The organism is Anaerobacillus sp. 63XJN7_4_ISO-PGPR-S23-413 (genome assembly GCF_056173725.1).
The window spans coordinates 2050033-2071979 of sequence record NZ_CM149688.1 but is presented as its reverse complement, the minus strand read 5'-3'; the positions used below and the strand labels follow the sequence as shown (position 1 = coordinate 2071979).

Here is a 21947-nt window from a genome sequence, read left to right as displayed (position 1 = left end):
CCCAACAGATCTTATTCATCAAATGGATAGATCCAGAAGGATTCTTGTTTAATAAACGACATCATTTCAGAATTCGGATCCATTGAACCATCTTCAAGTCTTGCCACCATCGCCTCTGTTTGGGAGCGGTGAGCTTCAATGGTTTTGATCTTCGTTTCTAACACATCCGTTACGTCAAAAACTTTATCAGGTTTACCAAGTACCACTTCACGGTCCGGAGTAATTGGTAAAGCATAAACCGTTGGACGTTTTTCCTTCGGGATCCGTTTTAACGTTTCTATGACAGCTGCAGAGCAAGCATCATGATCCGGATGGATACCGTATTCTGGATAAAATGTAATAATTAATGATGGGTTTAATTCATCAACTAGCTCTCCAATTGTAGAAACAAGCAGTTCAGGGTCTTCAAACTCAAGCGTCTTGTCTCTAAACCCGAGCATGCGAAGATCTTTTACGCCCATAGCGTTGCAGGCATCTTGTAATTCTTTCTTTCGTACTTCTGGAAGTGTTTCTCTTGTCGCAAAAAATGGATTCCCCATATTGCGTCCCATTTCTCCGAGCGTTGCACATGCATAAGTGACGGGCACGCCTTCATTTACAAATTTCGTTATCAACCCTGCAGTTCCGAAAGCTTCATCATCCGGATGCGGGAAAACAACGAGGACTTGTTTCTCCATAATCGTTTCCTCCTTAGTCGAATGGTGTATAGCTTAATTGAACAGCTACTGCTAAACGGCCGCTCGAATCATGACCTGCCATTAATAAACGACCATCATCCAATTGATAATCCGTTAAGCCTTCAGCATACATCCAACCGTCATTTAATTTAAACCCAACGCGGAATGGACCGCTACCTGCCATTTTGACATTGGTGAATTTGATTGAGCCATTTCTTATGTAAGCTCCAACCGCAAGCTTTTCTTTATCTTGAGCAGCATAGGCTCCACTCGTTGTTTCTAAGTGAAAATACAGTTCTTTGTTCTCAAATGTTTCAAGGATTTCTTGTACTTTTTCTATTTGAATAGGCTTCATTCTTATGCCCCCTTCTTTCTTAGGCCTACTTGCTAGAACTAGTATAGCTCATCTATTCCGCCTGGTAAAATGATTGACGTTGGCATTAGAACGACTTTCATTAGACAGAGACCGTTTTTTTCCGTTATAGTTAACTTTTGAATAGACATGAATTCGAAACTCGGAGGTATGAAAGATGCAATTATATGAAACGTTTGATATTCCAGATAAAATACAAGACCGTATTGAAGCAAGACGCGAGGCAAACTCCAATCCAGAGCACTATCTCATCGGATCTGAAGGCTATACAGCACCAGATATGTCGATCGTAAAAGATGCCGTCACAGCTTTGATTCTAGGTAAAAATGTGCTTCTTAAAGGTCCAACAGGTGCTGGTAAGACAAAACTTGCCGAACTAATTAGCTACTTCTTTAACCAGCCAATGTACTCGATTAACTGTTCTGTTGACCTTGATGCGGAAGCGCTTCTAGGGTATAAAACGTTAACATATGACGAACAAAACAATGCTCATATTACATTCATTCCTGGACCAGTAGAAAACGCGATGAAAAACGGCGAACTTCTCTATATTGATGAAATTAATACAGCTAAAGCAGAAACACTTCCCATTCTAAATGGTGTACTTGACTATCGTCGTATGGTTCTAAACCCTTTCACAGGAGAAACGGTTCGGGCAAAAGAGAACTTTGGCGTCATTGCTGCAATTAATGAAGGATATATTGGAACAGCACCATTAAATGAAGCATTAAAAAATCGTTTTATCGTGATAGAAGTACCTTACCTACAGGGAGAAGCTTTAAAAGAAATGTTAAGTGAACAATCGCTTTTAGATGATTCAAAACAGCTGGATCAGTTTGTTACGTTATCTGCTGACCTTCAATCAAAAGTAAGAGATGGTCAAATTTCAGAGGAAGCCGCCTCTCCTCGTTCACTTCTAGACGCTTGTGACTTAACAACATTTATGGAAGCGAGACGCGCGATTAAACGAGCGATTACAGATAAGCTTGAAGATGAGCGTGAAAAAGCTGCAGTGGAAAACATCGCAGAAACAATTTTCGGACGTTATCAGGAGAAATCATAAATGAAGTTTCTAAACTTTGCTGAGAATCAGACTGATCCGTTTCTTCATCTAAGTTTATCTGATCTCGCGGAAACACTGAGTCATCTAGAGAGTGAAGTTCAGTTCGCTTTCCATTCTTACTACAGACCAGCTGAACAGTTGATTACGGTCAGTCATTATTGGAATGATATTTTTGATGGAACGCAATATGATGGTATGAAAAGTGATATCTACCTTCGTGCACTTGGTAATGTTCATTATACGAATTTCAATGAAGTAGATCACTACCTCTCCACTATCAAACAACAATCACATCCTCTTTTCCGTAAACAACTGTTTGCATTATTAGAGGATATAAGACTCGAGCAGATTTGTATGTCTATCCGACCAGGAATGAGCGCTGCTTTTGATACAAGACGAACATTATTTCAAAAGCGTTTTCGTGGTCGTCTTGAAGTTCATAATCGCCAGAATCAGCTGCTTGATGCATTATTCTGCGGAATCTATCTACAAGCGATCGGTAAACCAGTTGCTCTAGGAAATGAACTAGCAGAATATAAGCCCTATCTGCGCCATTTAATTATAGAGATTTCTAAAGCTAGTTCAACAAAAGACGTTACCACTCTCACAAGCGCATTTTGTCAGGAGCTGAATGTTGATCATTTCGATATGACAACAGAATATTTAACGATGTATGGAACCTCGGTCAACGCTTCCACTGTTGTTGAAGATGAAGAAGCTCGTCAGTTAAAAAGTGACGATACGATGGAAACGACTGATAAAGAAGATAAAGAAACGTATGATGAGGAAATGAATACGTGGCATGAAGAGCAGGAGCAAGAAGGATCCAACTTCCTTCAATTTGACTTAGAAGAAGGCGCTAAATCAGATCTGATCGGAGAAGGCGAGCGAAAAGAAGAATCTGGTGATCAGGCCTTTGTCAGTGTCCAAGGTGCTTCTAAGCAGTCAGAGGGCAGTCAGTTTGATGAAGAGGCAATTCTTGAAAGTCGTGATACAAAAGCAGTTGCTTCTTCACAGGATCCTCTAGGTGAAGCGAATCGAAACGTAAAAGAAGTGATTCGTCATGCCGAAAAACCAACTTCTGAAGAGCTTTCGAATTATCGAACTGCGAAGGCCGACATCCAATACGCTGAAAAATCACTTCGTGCTGCGATCCAGAAAACGATCGAGCAAAAACAAATTGCTCCTAGAAGTGATCTTCATTTTGGACGTTTGAACCGCAAGCTACTAAGGCTATTAACAGACGAAAACCCTCGTCTCTTTTATAAAAAGAATGCGCCTAGTACAGAGCTTGATGTAACGTTCTCGTTACTCGTCGATTGCTCGGCATCGATGTACGACAAGATGGAAGAAACACGACTAGGTATTACGCTTTTCCATGAGACGCTAAAAGGACTAAATATTAAACACTCGATCACTGGATTCTATGAAGATGCATTCGATGCTGATGATCAGGAACAACCGAATACCCTGTTTCAAATTGTTGATTACAACCGATCGACTCAAGCTCATGAAGGGGCTAAAATTATGCAATTGGAACCTGAAGAAGACAATCGGGATGGGTATGCGATTCGAAAAGTTGCTCAAGAATTAGCTGAACTAAATGAAAAACATAAAATTTTACTTGTGTTTACAGACGGCGAGCCTTCCGCATACGATTACAGCGAAAATGGTATCATTGATACTCATGAAGCCGTGATGCAAACAAGGAAAAAAGGCTTTGAAGTAATCGGTGTTTTCTTATCTAACGGGGAACCACAGGAAAAGGAAAAAAATACGATGCGAAATATCTACGGCACACAAAGCCTTGTGATTCCTTCTGCTAATGAGATTCCCGCTTATTTAACGCCTCTGTTGAAGCGATTGTTGCTACGATTTGTATAGAAAATATGAACGGTTATCACTTTGTCCCTAAATGGTGATAACCGTTTTATCTATAATAAATGTACTTGACATCCCTTTTATTGATGGACCCCATTTCTATATCCTGTCTCATCCAACTAATAAACCAATTCGCTAAACCGCTAAGAAATAATGGTAGAAATCGTCAGTAAAGTATATCGAAATAAAATTAAATACTACATAAATAGAAATAAAAGCAGTTTATGCTGGTGCTAAGATTAACGGTTTGGCAAATTGATTTTCTCTTCTATTTACTCGTTTAATAAAAAATTACATCGTAAAGGATATAGTACCTTAAGCGATTTAGCTCGAAGATCTTTGCATTTTAATACACAGAAGTACAGTAGCTAATATAGGATGACATTTCCCCACGAACGATCTGGTCATACGTTTTTTGGATTTTCTGTGTAATCAGACCGATTTTACCATTTCCTGTTATTCTCCGATCTATCTCCACTACTGGCTTAATTCCAATAGCCGTTCCCGTAAGAAACACTTCATCTGCCTCGTATAACTCAACTCTCGTAATACTCTGTTCTCGCATTGATAATCCTAACTCTCTGTATACAATTTGAGCAACGGTATTCCGAGTGATTCCAGGAAGAATATCATCTGATACTGGAGGAGTCACAACTTCATTCCCTCGTACGATAAAGAGGTTATTAGTAGCTCCTTCACTAACATTCCCTTCTCTAGTTAAAAAAAGAGCCCCATCATAACCGTTTAACATCGCTTCATTAATTGCCAACCCTGAATTCAAGTAACCAGCTGTTGATTTTGTTTGTGGAGGAATCATATTACTTCCTACTCTTGTCCAAGAGGAAACACATACATTTATAGAAGCTTTTGGCTCATACTCGGTAAGATCCAGATAGATTGCTAGATGATTTAATGGATCATTTAAATCTGGACGTAACGTATTAGCTCCTTTGAAACAAAGCGGCCGTATATAAACGTCTTGAGTCACTTGGTTGATTAATAGTAACTGTCTGGTAATCTCAGACAACTGATCTATAGAATAGGGAATGGGAATATACAAGCTTTTTCCAGAGCCGTGGAACCTTTTAAAATGATCATCTAATCGAAAAACAAAAAGCTGCTTTTGTTCTTTATTCCAAAAAGCGCGTATACCTTCTATGCAGCCTAAACCATAGTTTAGCCCTTTGTTTTTCACGCTCAGACTTAAGGAACGATCATCTACAAATCGATCTTTATCAAACATAAAAGCCACACCATTCACCCTCTTTAATGGCTAGATTGAACGTTGTTGTTTTTTACCGAAAGCCGATATATCATCACTATTAACTAACATAGCTTTTTAAATAATATATGCTCGTAATGGCTAATCATTAGAGAATTTTCGATTAATGTTGCACCAGTAATGTACGACATGTTTTTACGAAGGGACTATTTCTCTGTACTTAGCTAGATACTGTTGATTCTCGAATGAGAACAAAATCTATGTCGTTCATTTTCTTAGCATTGTACTTAAATGCCGATAGATTTCTACTAATTCCTCAAGCGTCATCCTAACTAATCCGCTAGTTGATGGTGCCACAAAATCTTGCACACCATCTATTTGATTAACGGGTTGATATCCCCACTCAGCCTTTCTAACACCCGAGAATTTCTGGTAAACTCCTTTTCCTACAAAACAATTGACTTCGGGCTTGTACAATCTAATTTTCTTGCTAAGCTGCTCTCGTCCTTTTGTGTAATCATCAGACGTTAAGTCAGCCGCTCCTCGCGTAGGACGATCTACGATATTCGTGAGTCCATACCCATATTCTAAAAGCCTATGATCTTCCTCTGGTAAGAGCTTACGATCTGTAAGACCCGCTTCTTTTAATACGGAATAAAAACGATTTGTTGGGTTTGCATAATGATGCCCCTCATTCTCGGACTGGAGTCCAGGGTTAAAACCGATAAACAAAATTTTCAACTGATGATCAAGATGGTCTGGTAACAAAGCTCCTCACTCCTTGCATTCAAGTATTCCATAATGAAATTTCGATGTTTTTCGAATTTGTTGTTGAAAACCTAACTGTTCAAACCGCGAGCTGTTCCAAGAATCTTTTAAAATCACTCTTATGCGAGCACCTCGTCTAGCTTCCATCACCATATTTTCTGTGAGTGCATCATAAAGCGCAACCTGTTTGATACCAGATACGCCGTCAGATGCTAAGATAGAATCTTCAAACATTGGGTCAAAATATACAACATCAACCGAGTTCTCCATTAAATGAGGTAGTACGTCTTCATATTTATTACTTCGAACTGTTATTCGCCTCATCGCCTTATCTATGTAGTTATTATTACTTTCCCATTTTTTTAATCCTTCTTGAAGTAATAGCGCGTGCTCTGAACCCTCAATTGCTTGTACACTACCGAATTCGCCTACTACTAAACTCGCAACGATGCTGTCAGAAGCAAGACCTGCTGTACAATCTAACAAGCTCATTCCCTCACTAAGACCACTCGCCTTAATAAACGCATCATCGCGTCCATTTAGAACCGCCCTGCAACGAAACATGGCTGAGTTTGGATGAAAGAAAACCGGTGTTTCAGCGCTTTTTTTATACAAACATAATCGATCAAAACCGACAACCACAACTATTTCCTGATAAAGATGAATGATTTGTTGAATCGATCGTTTTTCTCTTGATATGTAAGTACCTTCATAATAATGACTCAGTTTTATAGCCTCTTTAATGAGTGCTTCAGTCGGTCTCCTTGCAGTTGTAAAAATCATCCGATTATCTCCTTTAATTTCCTTCAAAGCTAGTATACCATGTCGTTTAAGAAGATTTCCGGAGAGAACTACTCCACCTTAGAAACTATATTGAAATAAAAAATGAAGTGAAGCTGTATTCGGTGGACGCGTGCTATCAACTAACATAAACACCATTGGCTCATTGTTATATAAACCATATAATTTTAACAAATACGATAAATGAAAATTCAAATTCTAAACAAATTATTATGTAGCTGTTATACTAATAACACTATTTAATAAGAGGTGGAACAATGCAAAAAATGTGGATAATGTATAAAAATTCTTCATTCATACTAAAAATGACGCTTGGCTTTATACTTGGTATTACAGCGGGAATTCTTTTTGGCTCAAGTATAGAATTCATTAAACCGCTTGGCACCATTCTAATCAACTTGCTTAACCTGGTAGCCATTCCAGTTATTTTTCTAACAGTTGTGCTTGCAATCAATCAAATGAACCCTAAATACCTTGGGAAATTAGGTGGAAAACTGTTAGTATATTACGGATTAACAACAGCAGCCGCTGTTTTAATAGGTGTTACAATCGCTTTATGGATTAGCCCTGGTTCTGGTCTAACACTTCCGGATACGAAAGTTGAAAAGCCTGACACTCCTGGTTTTTCTGATGTTCTCTTAAATATCGTTCCGAATAACCTTTTTGAAACCTTTTCTTCGGGACAACTCATGGGTATACTCTTTCTAGCTGTGATCATTGGATTAACTATAGGAAAAATGCGCTATTCTGAGAAAAATGACATGCGTGAATCTGGCGAGAGACTTCATAAGCTATTCTCCGCTGCAAATGACTTATTCTTTTTGTTACTGCAAGGTATTTTACTTTATGCACCGCTTGGCATCTTCGCCATTAGTGCCACATCCTTCGGCAATCAAGGCTGGCAAACGTTCCAATCTTTACTTGCTTTCACAGGTGTTTTTTATTTAGGCGTTCTATTACTTTGGGCATTGATTTATACTTCTTTTCTAAAGTACGCGAAATTAAGTATTAAAAACTTCTTTTCTCAAACGAAAGATGCTTATTTAACAGCATTTTTTACATCAAGTAGTATCGCTTCGCTTCCAATCGCGATTGACTCTGCTAAAAAAGCCGGCATCTCAGAACGAATTGTGAACTTTTCTTTACCAATCGGGGCCGTCTTCAATTCAGATGGAGGGGCCTTAAGAATGGGTGTGTCAATCGTTTTTGCTGCAAACGTCACCGGGTTAAACTTTTCCGTTATGGATTATGTGACCATTGTTGCCATAGGTACACTTCTCTCCATAGGAACGGCAGGGATTCCCGCTGCCGGCTTAGTGACATTATCAGCAGTGTTAACCATGTTTAACCTTCCCTTAGAAATTGTTGCTTTAATCGCTGGAGTTGACGTCATGATTGGCATGGCTGGTACAGCTTCGAACGTACTTGGTGATATTATTGGGGCAGCTGTCATCGATCGTGATAAAAAGAAAACATCCAAATCAGTTGCTTAAATGAAAAGGCGGCCCTGTTATCTCGATAACAGGGCCGCCTTTCTCTAATTAAACGATTAAGCTCTATTAACACTAAATTTCTCTTGTCCTTCTACCGATCCATAAGAATCCTCCAATATTGAGTAAACCAACAGTGATGAGCAACCATGAAATTATTTCTAATCCAATTGTGGGAGAATTATTGCTAAAACAACTTGCGAGAAGTAACCCCATTCCTAGACTTCCATAATAGACTTTTAACTTCTTCCGATCATGCTTAACGGCGAATGAAAATAAAAACGTCAGCAAATAAATACCGCTTACCACCATAAGAATTGGGAAGAGCGGTTTGAATTTAGCCGCATATATAAAGTGATCTAGACTTGATATATCTGCTTGCCCTGTAACTTGGCCGTTTATCACCCTTGAAAAAAATGTGCTATATTCCCATTCCCACGGCTTATTTCGTAGTTCACTACCTTCATACCAGCTTCCTAATGTAGATAAAACAAGCATAACAAGTGCGGTACTACCTTTCACAATATTCATCATCCAACATTCGACTCCTTACCTGAAAACCACTTCAAATCATCACCCTTATTTTATCATAATGATTTTTGGATCTAAACCCGTTAAAACCATGTCCTCAAACTTAATAGATTAAGTAGATTTATTGCTTATGAATGATTCAAAATCTAGTCATTAAATATCGTATGAACTTATCCTTTATAATAAAACGAGCATTAAAATCATTCGATTTTAATGCTCGTTTCCGCTTTTTTATTGTATAACTAATTAAAATCAACCAGCTGTTCTAATAGTTTTCTTTAAACCATTCTGCCGCTTTTTCTACTTCTGATCTCGTTAATTGATGACCTGCACTTTCCCAATGAACCGTTACCTCTGCCCCAGCATGAGAAAACATTTCCTGAAGTTCCTTTGTCTCTTTTGGAGAGCAAATGGGATCATTTTCACCAGCGCCTATGAAAATTGGTTTTTGCTTAAGGTTCGGTAGCTCAAGATGACGCAGTGGCACCATAGGATGATGTAGGACAGCGCCTTTAAGCGAATTTGCATCGTGGAATAGAAGGCTAGCTGCGATGTTAGCGCCATTCGAGTACCCTATTGCAATAACGTTGTTGCGCTCAAAATCGTATTTTTGTGCTGATTCATCGATGAAAGCATTTAATTCATGTGTTCTCTCTATTAAATCCGCTTCATCAAAAACGCCTTCCGCTAATCGCTTGAAAAAGCGCGCCATCCCGTTTTCTGATACATTACCTCTCACACTCAGAATGGAATGCCCAGGAGCAATAAGTTCAGCTAAAGGAACCAAATCTTCTTCTGTTCCGCCAGTACCATGAAGTAGTAGTAGAGTCGGAAGCTCTTTTTTTCCTTGTTTAAAAAGATGGTTCATCATTTGTCACCATTTAGGACTCTTGCTTCCGCTGGTTCAAGATGATTTTCAATTTGAGATCGCTTCTCTTCTAGCCATGGTGGTAGAAGTAGGTTTTTCCCCATTTCATCAGGGTCTTCATCTTTTGCAAACCCTGGAGGATCCGTCGCTATTTCAAACAGTATTCCACCTTCTTCTCTGAAGTAAATGGCATTGAAATACTGTCGATCAACGACCGGAGTTGGTTTATACCCTTTTTCTTCGAGTAAGTTTCTCCATTCTTCATGATCATTGAAGTCATTAGCCCGAAACGCAATATGATGGACAGTACCTGAGCCCATGTTTCCAGAATCTAGCGGTGTTTTCTTCACGTCGACCGTGTTGCCTATCGAATCACTGGATTTAAATCGAACAAAATCTTCTTCTTCAGCTACACGAATAAAACCAAGAACTTCTTCTAACACATTCATAGTTGCTTCCGACTTGCCGGTCAATAATGTAGCACCTGCAAATCCTTTGATTGCATGTTTTGTGCTAACACCGCCAAAGCTCCACGTGTTTCGCTCCCTTTCTTCTCTTTCAACGAGTTCAAGGTGTAGTCCATGTGGATCATCAAAAGCGAGAACCTTTTCACCAAACCGAGTCATCTCACCGTTTTCTACATTTAATTTATCAAGACGCTTTTTCCAGAACGTTAAACTGCCTTCAGGCACAACGAAGCTAGTTACGCCAACTTGACCAGAGCCAATCTTTCCATCATGTGCTTTCGACCATGGGAAAAAGGTCATGATTGTACCCGGTGCCCCTTCTTCATTTCCGAAATAAAGATGGTATGTTCCTGGATCATCGAAGTTCACTGTTTTTTTAACGAGACGAAGACCAAGAACCCCACTATAAAAATCAATATTTTCCTGAGGATTTCCTACAATTGCGGTAATATGATGTATTCCTGTTGTATGCTTCATAAATGACAAGTCTCCTTTTCAATATTACATCCACTTTAGAAGGTTCCCGTATAGTACGGTTTTTAATCGTCTAATTTGTTCTTTTAGATGTCTTTTATCTCGAATTCGAGATATTTGATTTAAGTGTATATAATTTGTATTCTTATGTCAAATCTTTTCCTCTTATGCGTATAGGACAACCCCTGCTGGTGACATTCTATATGTAAAGGAGTGATGTGATGCTAAGCGTATTTGAGGCCCTGTCGTTAATGGTCAGCTTTTCCGCTCTTGTGCTCGCCATCATCCACACGAAAGATCGTTCATCCTAACAAAGTGAAAAAGCACCCCTTCGGTGATGACCCCCGGAAGTTAGTTTTAACTCTAACTTTCGGGGTCACTACCTTCATAGGAGTGCTTTTTTATTTCAATTAAGGCATGACAGTTTTATTCATAAGATAACGATCGGTCTCGCGTGCAACGCCGCGACCTTCATTTATCGCCCATACAATGAGACTCTGTCCTCTGCGAACATCACCTGCTGCAAAAACACCATCAACGTTTGTGCGATAGTCTTCGAATTCAGCCTTCGCTCGTTTCCGATTGTCCTGCTCTACTTCAAAATGTTCGAGAACCCCTTCTTCAGGTCCAGTAAATCCAATAGCAATGAAGACAAGCTCAACTGGCCAAACTTGCTCTGTACCAGGGAGTTCTTTCATGAACACATTGCCCATCTTATCAACATGCTTTTCGATTGTAACCGTATGAAGTTCCTTCACATTGCCATCTTCGTCACCAACGAATTTTTTCGTCATGATGGAATATTGACGAGGATCTTCCCCGTGCTCTGCTTGCGCTTCTTCATAAGCATAGTCAAGAGTAAAAACCTTAGGGAATTCTGGCCAAGGATTATCGATCATACGGTCGGCAGTTAGCTGCGGGTGTTTACCAAATTGGTGTACACTTTTGCAACCGTGTCTGAGCGCAGTTGCCACGCAGTCCGCTCCAGTATCTCCGCCACCGATAACAATAACATTTTTACCTTCTGCAGAAACATACTTGTTATCTTGAAGCTTAGAATCAAGCAAACTTTTCGTATTCTGTCTTAAATAATCCATGGCATAATGAATGCCACCGAGCTTACGACCTTCAATCGGAAGATCACGGTGCTTTTGAGCACCTGTACAAAGAATTACAGCATCATGCTGATCACGAAGCTCATCTTGTGTGACATCTTTTCCAATTTCGGTATTCGCAATAAAGGTTACTCCCTCATCTTCAAGAAGCTTCACACGTCGTTCAACTAATTCTTTATCAAGCTTCATATTAGGAATACCGTACATTAGTAAACCACCAATACGATCGTCACGCTCAAATACAGTGACAGTATGACCAGCTTTATTTAGCTGATCGGCCGCTGCTAAACCAGCAGGACCTGACCCTACAATGGCAATCTTCTTACCTGTACGATTTTTGGGAGGCTGGGGTGTCATCCAACCTTCTGCAAACCCGCGATCAATAATTTCCTTCTCGATGCTTTTTATTGCAACAGCGTCGTCAGGAATAGCTGCTACGCAGGCTCCCTCACACGGTGCCGGGCAAACTCTACCGGTGAATTCCGGAAAGTTATTCGTTTTAAGAAGTCGATCTAGCGCATCTTTCCATTTCCCTTGATATACAAGGTGATTCCATTCAGGAATCAAATTATAAAGTGGACAACCCGATGCACTCCCATTTAGTTCTATACCTGAGTGGCAGAAGGGCGTGCCACAATCCATGCAGCGTGCCCCTTGCGTTTTCAGATTTTCTTCAGATTGAGGAAGCTGGTATTCTTCCCAATCTTTTAAACGTGTTGAATGATCTCTTTCACGTGCTTTTTCTCTAGGATAGTCTAAAAAACCTGTTGGCTTACCCAATCGAATACCTCCCCTTATACCGGTTCCAAGTCGCTTTGACGTGGCTTCATTTGACCGTTCTTAGCCTGTTGGAACACCTCATATGCTGCGTCGTCATCTTCATAGCCTTTTTCTTTCAATTCTTCTAATGATTCTGTGACTCTTTTAAATTCTTTCGGAATTACTTTCACGATCTTCCCGACAACTTCATTCCAGTTTTGAATGAAACGGATCGCTTTTGGACTATCAGTAAAGTATGCATGCTGCTGAATCATATGCTTCACTTCAAGAATCTCGTCATAGTTACGTAGTGATTCAATGTGAACCATTTCAGCATTTACATTGCGCTTAAACGCCTCCTGGTCATCTGAAAGAACATAGGCAATTCCACCTGACATACCTGCTGCAAAGTTCTTCCCGGTCTCGCCAAGAACAACAACACGGCCACCTGTCATATATTCACATCCGTTGTCTCCAATACCTTCAACAACCGCACTTGCACCACTATTTCTCACACAGAATCGCTCTCCTGCGAGACCACTAATATAAGCTTCACCTGAAGTTGCTCCGTAGAAAGCAACGTTACCTACAATTGTATTTTCATCACGAGCAAATTCAGCTTTAGCTGACGGATGGATGATCAGTTTCCCACCTGATAACCCTTTACCTACATAATCATTTGCATCGCCTTCTAGTTGCATTGTGACGCCATTTGGTACGAAGGCTCCAAAACTTTGACCTGCTGAACCTGTGAAGTGTAAGCGAATCATATCTTCTGGAAGTCCTTCTGCGCCATAGCGCTTCGTAATTTCATGTCCTAGTAGAGCACCTGCAACGCGGTTTGTATTTCTAATAACATAAGATCCCTCAAATGGCTTCTGTTCTTCGAGCGCACCGAGTGCTGCAGGAATAATTGACGTATTGTCAAGTGCAGCTTCTAACTTGTGATCCTGATCACGCTGTTTGAAGCGTCCAACCTCTTCTGACACATGCGGCTGATAGAGAAGCGGTTTTAGATCAAGGTATCTTGCTTTCCAGTGATCTTTCGTGCGACGACTTACTTTCAGTACATCCGTACGTCCAATCATTTCCTCGATTGTTCTAAAGCCTAGCTCAGCCATGATTTCGCGAACTTCTTGTGCAATAAACTGCATGTAGTTCACGACGTGATCCGGATTCCCCATAAATTTCTTACGTAGTTCAGGGTTTTGAGTAGCTACACCAACCGGGCACGTATCAAGATGGCACGCTCTCATAAGAATACAACCAAGAACGACTAGCGGTGCTGTCGAGAATCCAAATTCTTCAGCGCCTAGAATAGCTGCCATCACGACGTCGCGACCAGTCATCATTTTTCCATCAGCTTCTAGAACAACACGATCACGTAAATCATTTAATACGAGTGTTTGATGCGTCTCCGCTAGACCAAGTTCCCATGGAAGACCAGCGTGTTTGATACTCGTTCTTGGAGATGCTCCTGTTCCACCCTCATATCCGCTAATGAGAATAACATCTGCAAGCCCTTTAGCTACACCTGCAGCAATCGTACCAACGCCTGCTTTTGAAACTAGCTTTACGTTAATTCGTGCAGATGGATTTGCATTCTTTAAATCATGAATTAGCTGGGCAAGATCCTCAATCGAATAAATATCATGGTGTGGAGGTGGTGAAATCAGTCCAACACCTGGAGTCGAGCCACGAACTTCAGCAATCCAAGGGTATACTTTCTTCCCTGGTAGCTGACCACCTTCACCAGGCTTCGCACCTTGTGCCATTTTAATTTGAATTTCATCTGCATTGCTTAAGTAGTAGCTTGATACACCAAATCGACCTGATGCTACCTGTTTAATAGAGCTTCGACGAAGATCACCATTTTCATCAGGAGTGAAACGAGAAGGGTCCTCTCCACCTTCACCGCTATTGCTACGTCCACCTATACGGTTCATTGCAATCGCAAGAGCTTCGTGAGCTTCACCACTTAAGGCACCATAGCTCATTGCACCCGTTTTAAACCTACGAGTAATCGATTCAACACTTTCAACCTCATCAATCGAGATCGCATCTTTCGAACCAAAATCAATCGCCTGTCTTAAATAAGTGAGATTCTCTTCTAACGCCATGCCAGAGAATTTCTTATATAATTCATAGTTATTACTTCTTGCAGCGTGTTGGAGTGTATGAATGGTTTTCGGATTGAATGAATGGTGCTCTCCCCCATTTCTCCACTGCAGTTCACTACCTGTTTCAAGTGTAAGATCACTATATTCAGAATCATGATAAGCAAAGTGATGCCTCATTAACGTTTCTGTTGCAATAACATCGATTGGAATACCATCAATTTGCGAAGCTGTACCAGCAAAATAACGATCAATTACTTCGTTACTAACTCCAATTGCCTCGAAAATTTGCGCTCCTCGATAGCTTTGAATTGTTGAAATGCCCATTTTGGACATCACTTTTACAATTCCAGTTGTCGCAGCATCAATATAATTATCAATGGCATCTTCGAAAGAAAAGCCCTCAATCGTCCCGTCGTTAATCATATGGTCAATCGAGTCATAAGCAGCATATGGATAAATGGCGTCTGCTCCGTAACCAACTAACATAGCAAACTGATGAACGTCCCTAGCTTCACCTGTTTCTACGATCAAACTTACTTTCGTACGCGTCTCGCGTTTAATCAAGTGGTGATGTAGGCCACTTAGAGCAAGTAAAGACGGAATCGCCGCTTTCTCATGATTCACTCCAAAATCGGAGAGAACAAGTATGCTTTTCCCGTTTTTAATTGCGCGATCAGCTTTACGGAATAACGCCAGAAGTGCATGCTCCATTTCCGTTTCACCACGTGCTGCATTAAACAATAAACTAAGTGTTTCAGGATGAAAGTCCTCTTCGTCTAATGCCTTAATCGCTTCAAATCGACTATCTGTTAAAATAGGTGTTTCAAGACGAATTCTTCTAGCGCTTCCCGGTTTTGTTTCAAGTAAATTTCCTTCAGGGCCAAGCAGCGTCATTGTTGAAGTAACGGATTCTTCTCGAATCGAATCAATTGGTGGATTCGTTACTTGAGCAAACAACTGTTTAAAGTAGTTAAACAGTAACTGTGGTCGCTCAGAAAGAACAGCTAATGGAACATCATTTCCCATTGAGCCAATCGGATCCTTTTTCTCAGTAACCATCGGCGCGATATTTTTTGTAAGTTCTTCATATGTGTATCCAAAAGCACGCTGTGTTTGGACGAGTTCTTTCTCATCTATCTGTCTTGTCTTCACTTTTTCTGGTGAAAGACTCATAAGGTTTTCATCAAGCCATTTACGATAAGGTTGATCAGTCGCAATTTGCGCTTTAATCTCCTCATCTTCAACAAGGCGCTTTTCCTCTAGATCGAGTAGTAGCATTTTCCCAGGACTTAAGCGGCCTTTTTCTGAAATTTTCTCTTCTTCTATTTCGATAACGCCAACTTCAGAAGAAAGAATAAAAGTGTCGTCGTTTGTGATCACGTATCGTGCAGGACGCAAACCATTACGATCAAGCATCGCTCCTATTTGACGACCGTTAGTAAACGCAATAGCTGTTGGACCATCCCATGGCTCCATCAATGTACTATGATACTCATAAAAGGCTTTCTTTGGATCCAGCATCGTAGTATCACGGTCCCATGGCTCTGGAATCATCATCATAGCCGCATGTGGTAATGAACGGCCTGAGAGATTCAAGAATTCAAGACAGTTATCTAATGAAGAGGAGTCACTTCCATTTGGACGAACAATTGGAGCAATGTCTTTCATGTCATCTCCAAATACTTCCGATTGAAGAGCTCCTTCCCTTGCTCTCATCCAGTTCACATTTCCACGAAGAGTATTGATCTCCCCATTATGAATAAGATAACGGTTTGGATGAGCACGATCCCAGCTTGGGAAAGTATTTGTACTAAAGCGTGAGTGCACCATTGAAAAAGCTGATTTAAAACTAGGATCTTTCAAATCAAGATAAAATTGATCCAGCTGTTCTGGTGTTAACATCCCTTTATAAACAATCGTATCTTTGGAGAAGCTCGCTGCATAATACTTTGTTTTTGATAACTGTGAATCTTGAGCGACTTGCTTCTCTGCTTTTTTACGAATAACGTATAATTTACGTTCAAATTCTTCAGCTGAAATATCGCTTTTCTTAATAAAGACCTGTCGAATGACAGGCTGAGCAATACATGCTGCTTCTCCAATTGTCGTTTCATCTACAGGAACCGTTCTCCAGCCAATAAACTCTTGACCTGCTTCCTTGATTGCTTTCTCAACAATTTGTTTTGCACGCTGTCTCAGCTGATTATCTACCGGAAGGAACATCATTCCTACTCCGTACTCACCTTTATCTGGTAGGTTGAACCCTGAATTCTTTTTGAAAAACTCGTGTGGAATCTGTAACATAATACCCGCACCGTCACCCGTGTCAGGATCGCTTCCCTGCCCTCCTCGGTGATCTAGCTGGCGTAACATATAGACTCCTTTTTCAATAATGTCGTGTGCAGGCACATTATTTATATTGGCGATCAGTCCGATGCCACAAGCGTCATGCTCATGAATTGGATCATATAATCCTTGTTTCTCTGGAAAGTTACTTCTATCCATAATCCCACTCCTCGCTCTTATCCCAATTCATTATGGTTTCTCGCTTTAACGCCATAACGTCGAAATTGTTTAAATATTCTACACTTATTGTACATTGCTTTAACCAATGCTTCCAATATATAATTTAGATATAATTAATCTAATATTGATATGAATCAAAGGAGAGATTGCTTTAAATGGAACTCAGGCAACTGTATTATTTTATGGAAGTCGCGAAACGGGAGCATGTGACAGACGCAGCTAATTCCCTTCACGTCGCACAATCAGCTGTAAGTAGACAAATTGCCAACCTTGAATCTGAGCTTGGAGTGCAGTTATTTATTCGAGAAGGACGGAATGTAAAGCTAACACAAGTAGGACATATTTTTATGGATCATGCTGAAACGGCCATTTCAGAAATCGAACGCGCGAGACAAGCTGTATATGAATTTTTAAATCCTGATACAGGGACGATTCGAATTGGATTTCCAAACAGCCTTGCCGCTAAAACATTACCTACCGTTATTTCTGCATTTCGAAAGGAGCATCCAAGCGTTGGATTTCAATTAAGACAGGGATCTGTACAAGATCTTACCGATGCAGTAAGTAAAGGGGAGATAGATATTGCTTTCGTGTCCCCAGTGCCGAAAGATCGAACTGATGTTGATGGACATATTTTCTTCACAGAAAAACTTTTAGCCCTCCTCCCTATATCTCATCCCCTGGCCGATTATCCAATGCTACGGCTCGGACAATTAAAAAATGAACCATTTGTGCTGTTTCGCTCTGGTTATGCCCTGCATCATCTCGTTACTTCAGCCTGCCAGCAAGTTGGATTCAAACCACGTATTGCATTTGAAGGTGAAGATATCGATACGATTAAAGGACTAGTTGCAGCTGGACTTGGCGTAAGTCTACTACCAGAGATTACCCTATCTGAGCAGCTCCCAGGTGAGACAGTCAAAATTGAGTTATCAGAGCCAAACGTCACGAGAACAGTCGGCGTCATTATCCCGCAAGGAAGAGAGTTAGCTCCTTCTGAAAGAAAGTTTTTTGAATTTCTTACCCATTTTTATGAAGTTCTTAACCGATTTGGACAATAAAAAAACCATGTCGAGCGTATACGCTCGACATGGTTTTTTAAATCAATTAACTTTGTGAGGCTTTTGCCGGCATTTTTAGAAAGACGCCGAGAATAAGTCCAGTTAGAAATATAACCGAAGCAGCTAGATACATATGCTCATATCCTGATAGAATCATATCCCTTACTCCATCCGTTATTTTGCTACCGCTAAATGTACTTGAACCTGAAGTCGCAATGAATCCTGCAAGGATAACAGGACCAAGCGACGTGCCAACAGATCTAAATAAACTTACTAAAGAAAGCGCTGCGCCAGCTTCTCGATCAGGAGTTAACTCAAGGATAATGTAATTAAGCGGTGTGCCCATTGTAAATCCAATCCCAACACCAGACAGCACCATACCAAGCGAAAGGGTTAGCCATCCATCTGCTAGATAAGTAAAGACGAGTGAGCCAAGAAGACTTAATGAAAATCCTAATAACACGACTTGTTTGGCGCCCCACTTATCAAGAAGAACACCACCTATAGGTGCTGCAAATCCAGAAGCAACGGCTAAAATTGTCATCACATAACCACCCTGGCCCCTTGATAATGACAAGATAATTTCAGAGAATGACGGTACGAAAATCATACTAATTATCCCAATGCCGGTAATCGTTGAAATAAGTAATGCGAGAACAATATTCCGATCAGTAAAGTAGCTTAATTTCAGTATAGGGTCTGCGGCCGCTTTTTCGACCTTGATCAAAGGGTAAATAAGCACAAGACTGATAAGTAACAATGGCCATACAAGCAATGATTGGATGGATTGAAGAAATTCACTCGTTTCAAGGTTGGTTAGACCTAGTAAAAGGGACACAATTAGAAATGATAGAACAAGCGCCCCACCCCAATCAAGTGAAGGTTTCTTACTCTCTGTTCGGTCATCCGGAAGTTTAAGTCCCATTATGATAATTACAACGGCAATTGGAAGGTTGATAAAGAAAATCCAGCGCCAGCTAAGCTGTGCAACGAAGAACCCCCCTACGTTCGGTCCTAGTATAGTTGCTACGCCAAACATAGCACCAACTAAACCAAGGGCCATACCTCGCTTTTCTTTCGGGAAACTACTTCCAATTACAGCATTCGCTATTGGTATGATTCCCCCTCCACCGAGGGCTTGAATCGCTCTCCCTGCTAATAGAACAGGCAGTGATTGACTAAATCCCGCAAGAAGGGAACCTAGTGCAAATAATGTAATCCCAGCAAGAAAAATACGCTTTCTTCCAAATAAGTCAGCAAGTTTTCCTACAATCGGCATGCTAACCGCATAAACAAGTGTATAGATTGTAACGACCCAAACTGTCCATTTCAAATCGATGCCAAGATCTTCTATAAGCGTTGTTAAGGCAGGAGAAACGATCCCTGAATCAAGCGCGCCTAGAAAAACACCTAATAAGAATGTAATTAAAATAAACCGAAGTTTTTTATCCACGGCAAAACCATCCCCTTCATATTCATATGTGTATTATCACATATGAATATGAAGGACTTCAACTTTTAAATGGCCATAAAAAGCTTTTTACGAAGATGGCCATAACAGGTTTTTCAAGTCCTCATAATTAGTAACATATAGATCAGCGCCTGAAGAATCATTCTGAAATAAACACGTTTTCATTCCCACTTCTTTAGCAGGAAGAATATCGAGTACTCTGTCACCAACGGCAAGATCAAGCTGATGCTTGTTATTCAAATGGTGATAGGAAGCAGGATCAGGCTTACGTGGAAATCCATCATCTCCGGCAACAAGATCAGCGAAATAATGCTCCATATTAAAATACTTTAAAATCGTGATCACCTCTTCACGCGGTTTATGAGTCATAATGACATTTAATTCAGCTTTTTGAAGAATTGTTTTCAAACCTGGAAATGGTGGTTTATCTTCTGGTGACAAAGCATTATCCATTTCACGAAACGTTTTAATTTGTTCTTCAGTTAAATGAAACACTTCCGTTGCATGACGAAAAGACACTTTTAGCTCTTTTAAAATATCTTCTTCCTTTACATCTTTAGAAACTAATTCTTTCATTACTTTTGTAAAAGCAGGGTATGTATCAAATAATGTGCCATCAAAATCCCATAGAATCTTCACTTACTATTCACTCCTTATTAGTTATACAACAAGTTAGCTTAATCTCGTGGGTAAACGATCAATAAGAATCATTGTTATTCTTCAATATAAAGAAAAGCCGCTCGTATTTTGAGCGGCTTCCTACATTAAAATTGTGTTTTTTCTTCAAGAAAGCTTTTCAGTTCAGAAATCGGCATTCTCTTTTGTTCCATTGTGTCACGGTCACGAATCGTCACTTGTTGGTCTTCAACAGAATCAAAATCAAATGTAATAGCGTACGGTGTACCAACTTCATCATGACGACGGTAACGTTTACCAATTGAGCCAGCCTCATCATAATCAACCATAAAGTATTTCGAAAGTTCCGCATGAACAGCACGCGCTTCTTCAGAAAGCTTCTTAGATAGAGGGAATACAGCAGCTTTAAACGGAGCGATCGCTGGATGGAAGTGCATCACACTTCTAGTTGTGCCATCTTCAAGCTCCTGTTCCTCATATGCTTCAATCAAGAAAGCAAGAGTGACGCGGTCAGCACCAAGTGAAGGCTCAATGCAATAAGGCACATACTTCTCCCCTGTTTGTTGATCGTGATAAGTGAAATCTTCATTGGAATGTTCCATATGCTGCTTTAAGTCGTAATCTGTTCGTGAAGCAACACCCCAAAGTTCGCCCCAGCCAAATGGGAACTTGTACTCGATATCAGTTGTTGCATTACTATAATGCGACAGCTCATCTTCTGCATGCTCACGCAGTCGGATGCTATCTTCTTTTACACCAAGATTTAGAAGCCAGTTTTTGCAGTACTCTTTCCAATACTCATGCCACTCTAATTCGTTACCTGGCTTACAGAAGAATTCAAGCTCCATTTGTTCAAATTCACGAGTACGGAATGTAAAGTTACCTGGTGTAATTTCATTTCGGAAGCTTTTTCCAACTTGCGCAATACCAAAAGGCACTTTCTTACGCATAGAGCGTTGAACATTTTTAAAGTTTACGAAGATTCCCTGCGCCGTTTCTGGGCGAAGGTAAATTTCACTCGTGCTCGATTTAGTTACACCTTGATGGGTTTTAAACATAAGATCAAATTGACGAATTTCTGTGAAATCTTCACTGCCACACTCAGGGCAAGTAATATGATTTTCTTTCATCAAACGCTCCATTTCTTCAAATGAAAGGCCGTCTGCAATCATGTCCTCTTCATCAGTAGAAAGAGCGTCCTCAATTAATTTATCTGCACGATGACGTGTTTTACAGCTTTTGCAATCAATTAAAGGATCATTGAAATTACCTAAATGACCTGAAGCTTCCCACGTTTTTGGATTCATTAGAATGGCGGCATCTAGACCACTGTTATAAGGTGATTCTTGAACAAACTTCTTCCACCATGCATCTTTAATATTTTTCTTAAGTTCTACACCAAGTGGTCCATAATCCCACGTATTTGCTAGTCCACCGTAAATATCAGAACCAGGGAAAATAAATCCTCTGTGCTTTGATACTGAAACGATCTGATCCATTGAAATTGTCATGTCATTCTCTCCTTTTTTCTCAATCAATATAAAAAGCTCCCAATCCATGGACAAAAAATGTCCAGGGACGAGAGCTTATGCACCCGCGGTTCCACCCTAGTTGATGCAAATAAGGCATCCACTTTGAGAAACG

General features: G+C 40.3%; 18 protein-coding genes. 5 read left to right on the top strand and 13 right to left on the bottom strand.

The genetic code is table 11. The annotated features are described in order from the left end of the window. Positions 1-11: 11 nt before the first annotated feature. Positions 12-677 (bottom strand): bacillithiol biosynthesis deacetylase BshB2, encoded by a 666-nt coding sequence (bshB2, locus tag AC0VYO_RS11155; RefSeq protein ID WP_194221648.1) that lies wholly within the window; start codon positions 675-677, stop codon positions 12-14. A 13-nt stretch (positions 678-690) separates the two neighbouring features. Further along, entirely contained in the window at positions 691-1032 is a 342-nt protein-coding gene (locus AC0VYO_RS11150) for a YojF family protein (RefSeq protein WP_160919492.1), read from the bottom strand. Positions 1033-1207: 175 nt separating this feature from the next. Here AC0VYO_RS11150 and AC0VYO_RS11145 point away from each other — a divergent pair, with 175 nt between their 5' ends. Further along, positions 1208-2113: an ATP-binding protein gene (locus AC0VYO_RS11145; protein WP_430246428.1), complete on the top strand. Its 906-nt coding sequence runs from the start codon at positions 1208-1210 to the stop codon at positions 2111-2113. After that, the gene (locus AC0VYO_RS11140; protein ID WP_475369000.1) at positions 2114-3997 is read left to right on the top strand and encodes a vWA domain-containing protein; all 1884 of its coding nucleotides are present in this window, start codon (positions 2114-2116) and stop codon (positions 3995-3997) included. 343 nt (positions 3998-4340) lie between these two features. Here AC0VYO_RS11140 and AC0VYO_RS11135 read toward each other — a convergent pair whose 3' ends face one another. From AC0VYO_RS11135 to AC0VYO_RS11125, 3 genes are all read right to left on the bottom strand, one after another. After that, positions 4341-5237, bottom strand: coding sequence for a branched-chain amino acid transaminase (locus AC0VYO_RS11135; RefSeq protein ID WP_475367482.1), 897 nt, complete (start codon positions 5235-5237; stop codon positions 4341-4343). A gap of 246 nt (positions 5238-5483) precedes the next feature. Continuing rightward, on the bottom strand, positions 5484-5984 hold the full coding sequence (gene mug / locus AC0VYO_RS11130; RefSeq protein ID WP_475368999.1) for a G/U mismatch-specific DNA glycosylase: 501 nt from the start codon (positions 5982-5984) through the stop codon (positions 5484-5486). 6 nt (positions 5985-5990) lie between these two features. Continuing rightward, complete coding sequence (locus AC0VYO_RS11125) at positions 5991-6767, bottom strand: class I SAM-dependent methyltransferase (protein WP_475368998.1); 777 nt, start codon at positions 6765-6767, stop codon at positions 5991-5993. A gap of 275 nt (positions 6768-7042) precedes the next feature. Between AC0VYO_RS11125 and AC0VYO_RS11120 the strand changes: the two genes are divergently transcribed. Beyond that, a complete protein-coding gene (locus AC0VYO_RS11120) occupies positions 7043-8278 on the top strand; it encodes a dicarboxylate/amino acid:cation symporter (protein WP_475368997.1) in 1236 nt (411 codons plus the stop codon). Between the two features lie 72 nt (positions 8279-8350). On the opposite strand, the gene AC0VYO_RS11115 is transcribed toward AC0VYO_RS11120, so the two are convergent. The 3 genes from AC0VYO_RS11115 to AC0VYO_RS11105 all read right to left on the bottom strand — a co-directional run bounded on the left by AC0VYO_RS11115 (position 8351) and on the right by AC0VYO_RS11105 (position 10618). After that, the gene (locus AC0VYO_RS11115) at positions 8351-8809 is read right to left on the bottom strand and encodes a DUF4306 domain-containing protein (protein ID WP_475367401.1); all 459 of its coding nucleotides are present in this window, start codon (positions 8807-8809) and stop codon (positions 8351-8353) included. 262 nt (positions 8810-9071) lie between these two features. Next, a complete protein-coding gene (locus AC0VYO_RS11110) occupies positions 9072-9677 on the bottom strand; it encodes an alpha/beta hydrolase (RefSeq protein ID WP_475367400.1) in 606 nt (201 codons plus the stop codon). Further along, positions 9674-10618, bottom strand: a complete 945-nt coding sequence (locus tag AC0VYO_RS11105) for a ring-cleaving dioxygenase (protein ID WP_475368996.1) — start codon at positions 10616-10618, stop codon at positions 9674-9676. The genes AC0VYO_RS11110 and AC0VYO_RS11105 overlap by 4 nt, the downstream gene beginning before the upstream one ends. Before the next feature lie 218 nt (positions 10619-10836). On the opposite strand from AC0VYO_RS11105, the gene AC0VYO_RS11100 reads away from it, so the two are divergent. Continuing rightward, entirely contained in the window at positions 10837-10926 is a 90-nt protein-coding gene (locus AC0VYO_RS11100; protein WP_224880206.1) for a putative holin-like toxin, read from the top strand. Between the two features lie 99 nt (positions 10927-11025). Here AC0VYO_RS11100 and AC0VYO_RS11095 read toward each other — a convergent pair whose 3' ends face one another. Further along, positions 11026-12510, bottom strand: coding sequence for a glutamate synthase subunit beta (locus tag AC0VYO_RS11095; RefSeq protein ID WP_475367398.1), 1485 nt, complete (start codon positions 12508-12510; stop codon positions 11026-11028). Between the two features lie 14 nt (positions 12511-12524). Beyond that, a complete protein-coding gene (gene gltB, locus AC0VYO_RS11090) occupies positions 12525-17114 on the bottom strand; it encodes a glutamate synthase large subunit (protein ID WP_475368995.1) in 4590 nt (1529 codons plus the stop codon). A 176-nt stretch (positions 17115-17290) separates the two neighbouring features. Here gltB and gltC point away from each other — a divergent pair, with 176 nt between their 5' ends. Further along, positions 17291-18196, top strand: coding sequence for a glutamate biosynthesis transcriptional regulator GltC (gltC, locus tag AC0VYO_RS11085; protein ID WP_194221638.1), 906 nt, complete (start codon positions 17291-17293; stop codon positions 18194-18196). A 46-nt stretch (positions 18197-18242) separates the two neighbouring features. On the opposite strand, the gene AC0VYO_RS11080 is transcribed toward gltC, so the two are convergent. The 3 genes from AC0VYO_RS11080 to AC0VYO_RS11070 all read right to left on the bottom strand — a co-directional run bounded on the left by AC0VYO_RS11080 (position 18243) and on the right by AC0VYO_RS11070 (position 21814). Beyond that, the gene (locus AC0VYO_RS11080) at positions 18243-19649 is read right to left on the bottom strand and encodes an MFS transporter (RefSeq protein WP_475367396.1); all 1407 of its coding nucleotides are present in this window, start codon (positions 19647-19649) and stop codon (positions 18243-18245) included. Positions 19650-19736: 87 nt separating this feature from the next. Further along, positions 19737-20306, bottom strand: coding sequence for an HAD-IA family hydrolase (locus tag AC0VYO_RS11075; RefSeq protein ID WP_226613073.1), 570 nt, complete (start codon positions 20304-20306; stop codon positions 19737-19739). Positions 20307-20431: 125 nt separating this feature from the next. Further along, entirely contained in the window at positions 20432-21814 is a 1383-nt protein-coding gene (locus AC0VYO_RS11070; protein ID WP_194221635.1) for a glycine--tRNA ligase, read from the bottom strand. Between the last annotated feature and the right edge of the window lie 133 nt (positions 21815-21947).

What these genes read in the sequence shown, in the direction of transcription:
- bshB2 (WP_194221648.1), bottom strand. Translation starts at nt 677, where the DNA reads ATGGAGAAACAAGTCCTCGTTGTTTTCCCGCATCCGGATGATGAAGCT.
- AC0VYO_RS11150 (WP_160919492.1), bottom strand. Translation starts at nt 1,032, where the DNA reads ATGAAGCCTATTCAAATAGAAAAAGTACAAGAAATCCTTGAAACATTT.
- AC0VYO_RS11145 (WP_430246428.1), top strand. Translation starts at nt 1,208, where the DNA reads ATGCAATTATATGAAACGTTTGATATTCCAGATAAAATACAAGACCGT.
- AC0VYO_RS11140 (WP_475369000.1), top strand. Translation starts at nt 2,114, where the DNA reads ATGAAGTTTCTAAACTTTGCTGAGAATCAGACTGATCCGTTTCTTCAT.
- AC0VYO_RS11135 (WP_475367482.1), bottom strand. Translation starts at nt 5,237, where the DNA reads ATGTTTGATAAAGATCGATTTGTAGATGATCGTTCCTTAAGTCTGAGC.
- AC0VYO_RS11125 (WP_475368998.1), bottom strand. Translation starts at nt 6,767, where the DNA reads ATGATTTTTACAACTGCAAGGAGACCGACTGAAGCACTCATTAAAGAG.
- AC0VYO_RS11120 (WP_475368997.1), top strand. Translation starts at nt 7,043, where the DNA reads ATGCAAAAAATGTGGATAATGTATAAAAATTCTTCATTCATACTAAAA.
- AC0VYO_RS11115 (WP_475367401.1), bottom strand. Translation starts at nt 8,809, where the DNA reads ATGATGAATATTGTGAAAGGTAGTACCGCACTTGTTATGCTTGTTTTA.
- AC0VYO_RS11110 (WP_475367400.1), bottom strand. Translation starts at nt 9,677, where the DNA reads ATGATGAACCATCTTTTTAAACAAGGAAAAAAAGAGCTTCCGACTCTA.
- AC0VYO_RS11105 (WP_475368996.1), bottom strand. Translation starts at nt 10,618, where the DNA reads ATGAAGCATACAACAGGAATACATCATATTACCGCAATTGTAGGAAAT.
- AC0VYO_RS11100 (WP_224880206.1), top strand. Translation starts at nt 10,837, where the DNA reads ATGCTAAGCGTATTTGAGGCCCTGTCGTTAATGGTCAGCTTTTCCGCT.
- gltB (WP_475368995.1), bottom strand. Translation starts at nt 17,114, where the DNA reads ATGGATAGAAGTAACTTTCCAGAGAAACAAGGATTATATGATCCAATT.
- gltC (WP_194221638.1), top strand. Translation starts at nt 17,291, where the DNA reads ATGGAACTCAGGCAACTGTATTATTTTATGGAAGTCGCGAAACGGGAG.
- AC0VYO_RS11070 (WP_194221635.1), bottom strand. Translation starts at nt 21,814, where the DNA reads ATGACAATTTCAATGGATCAGATCGTTTCAGTATCAAAGCACAGAGGA.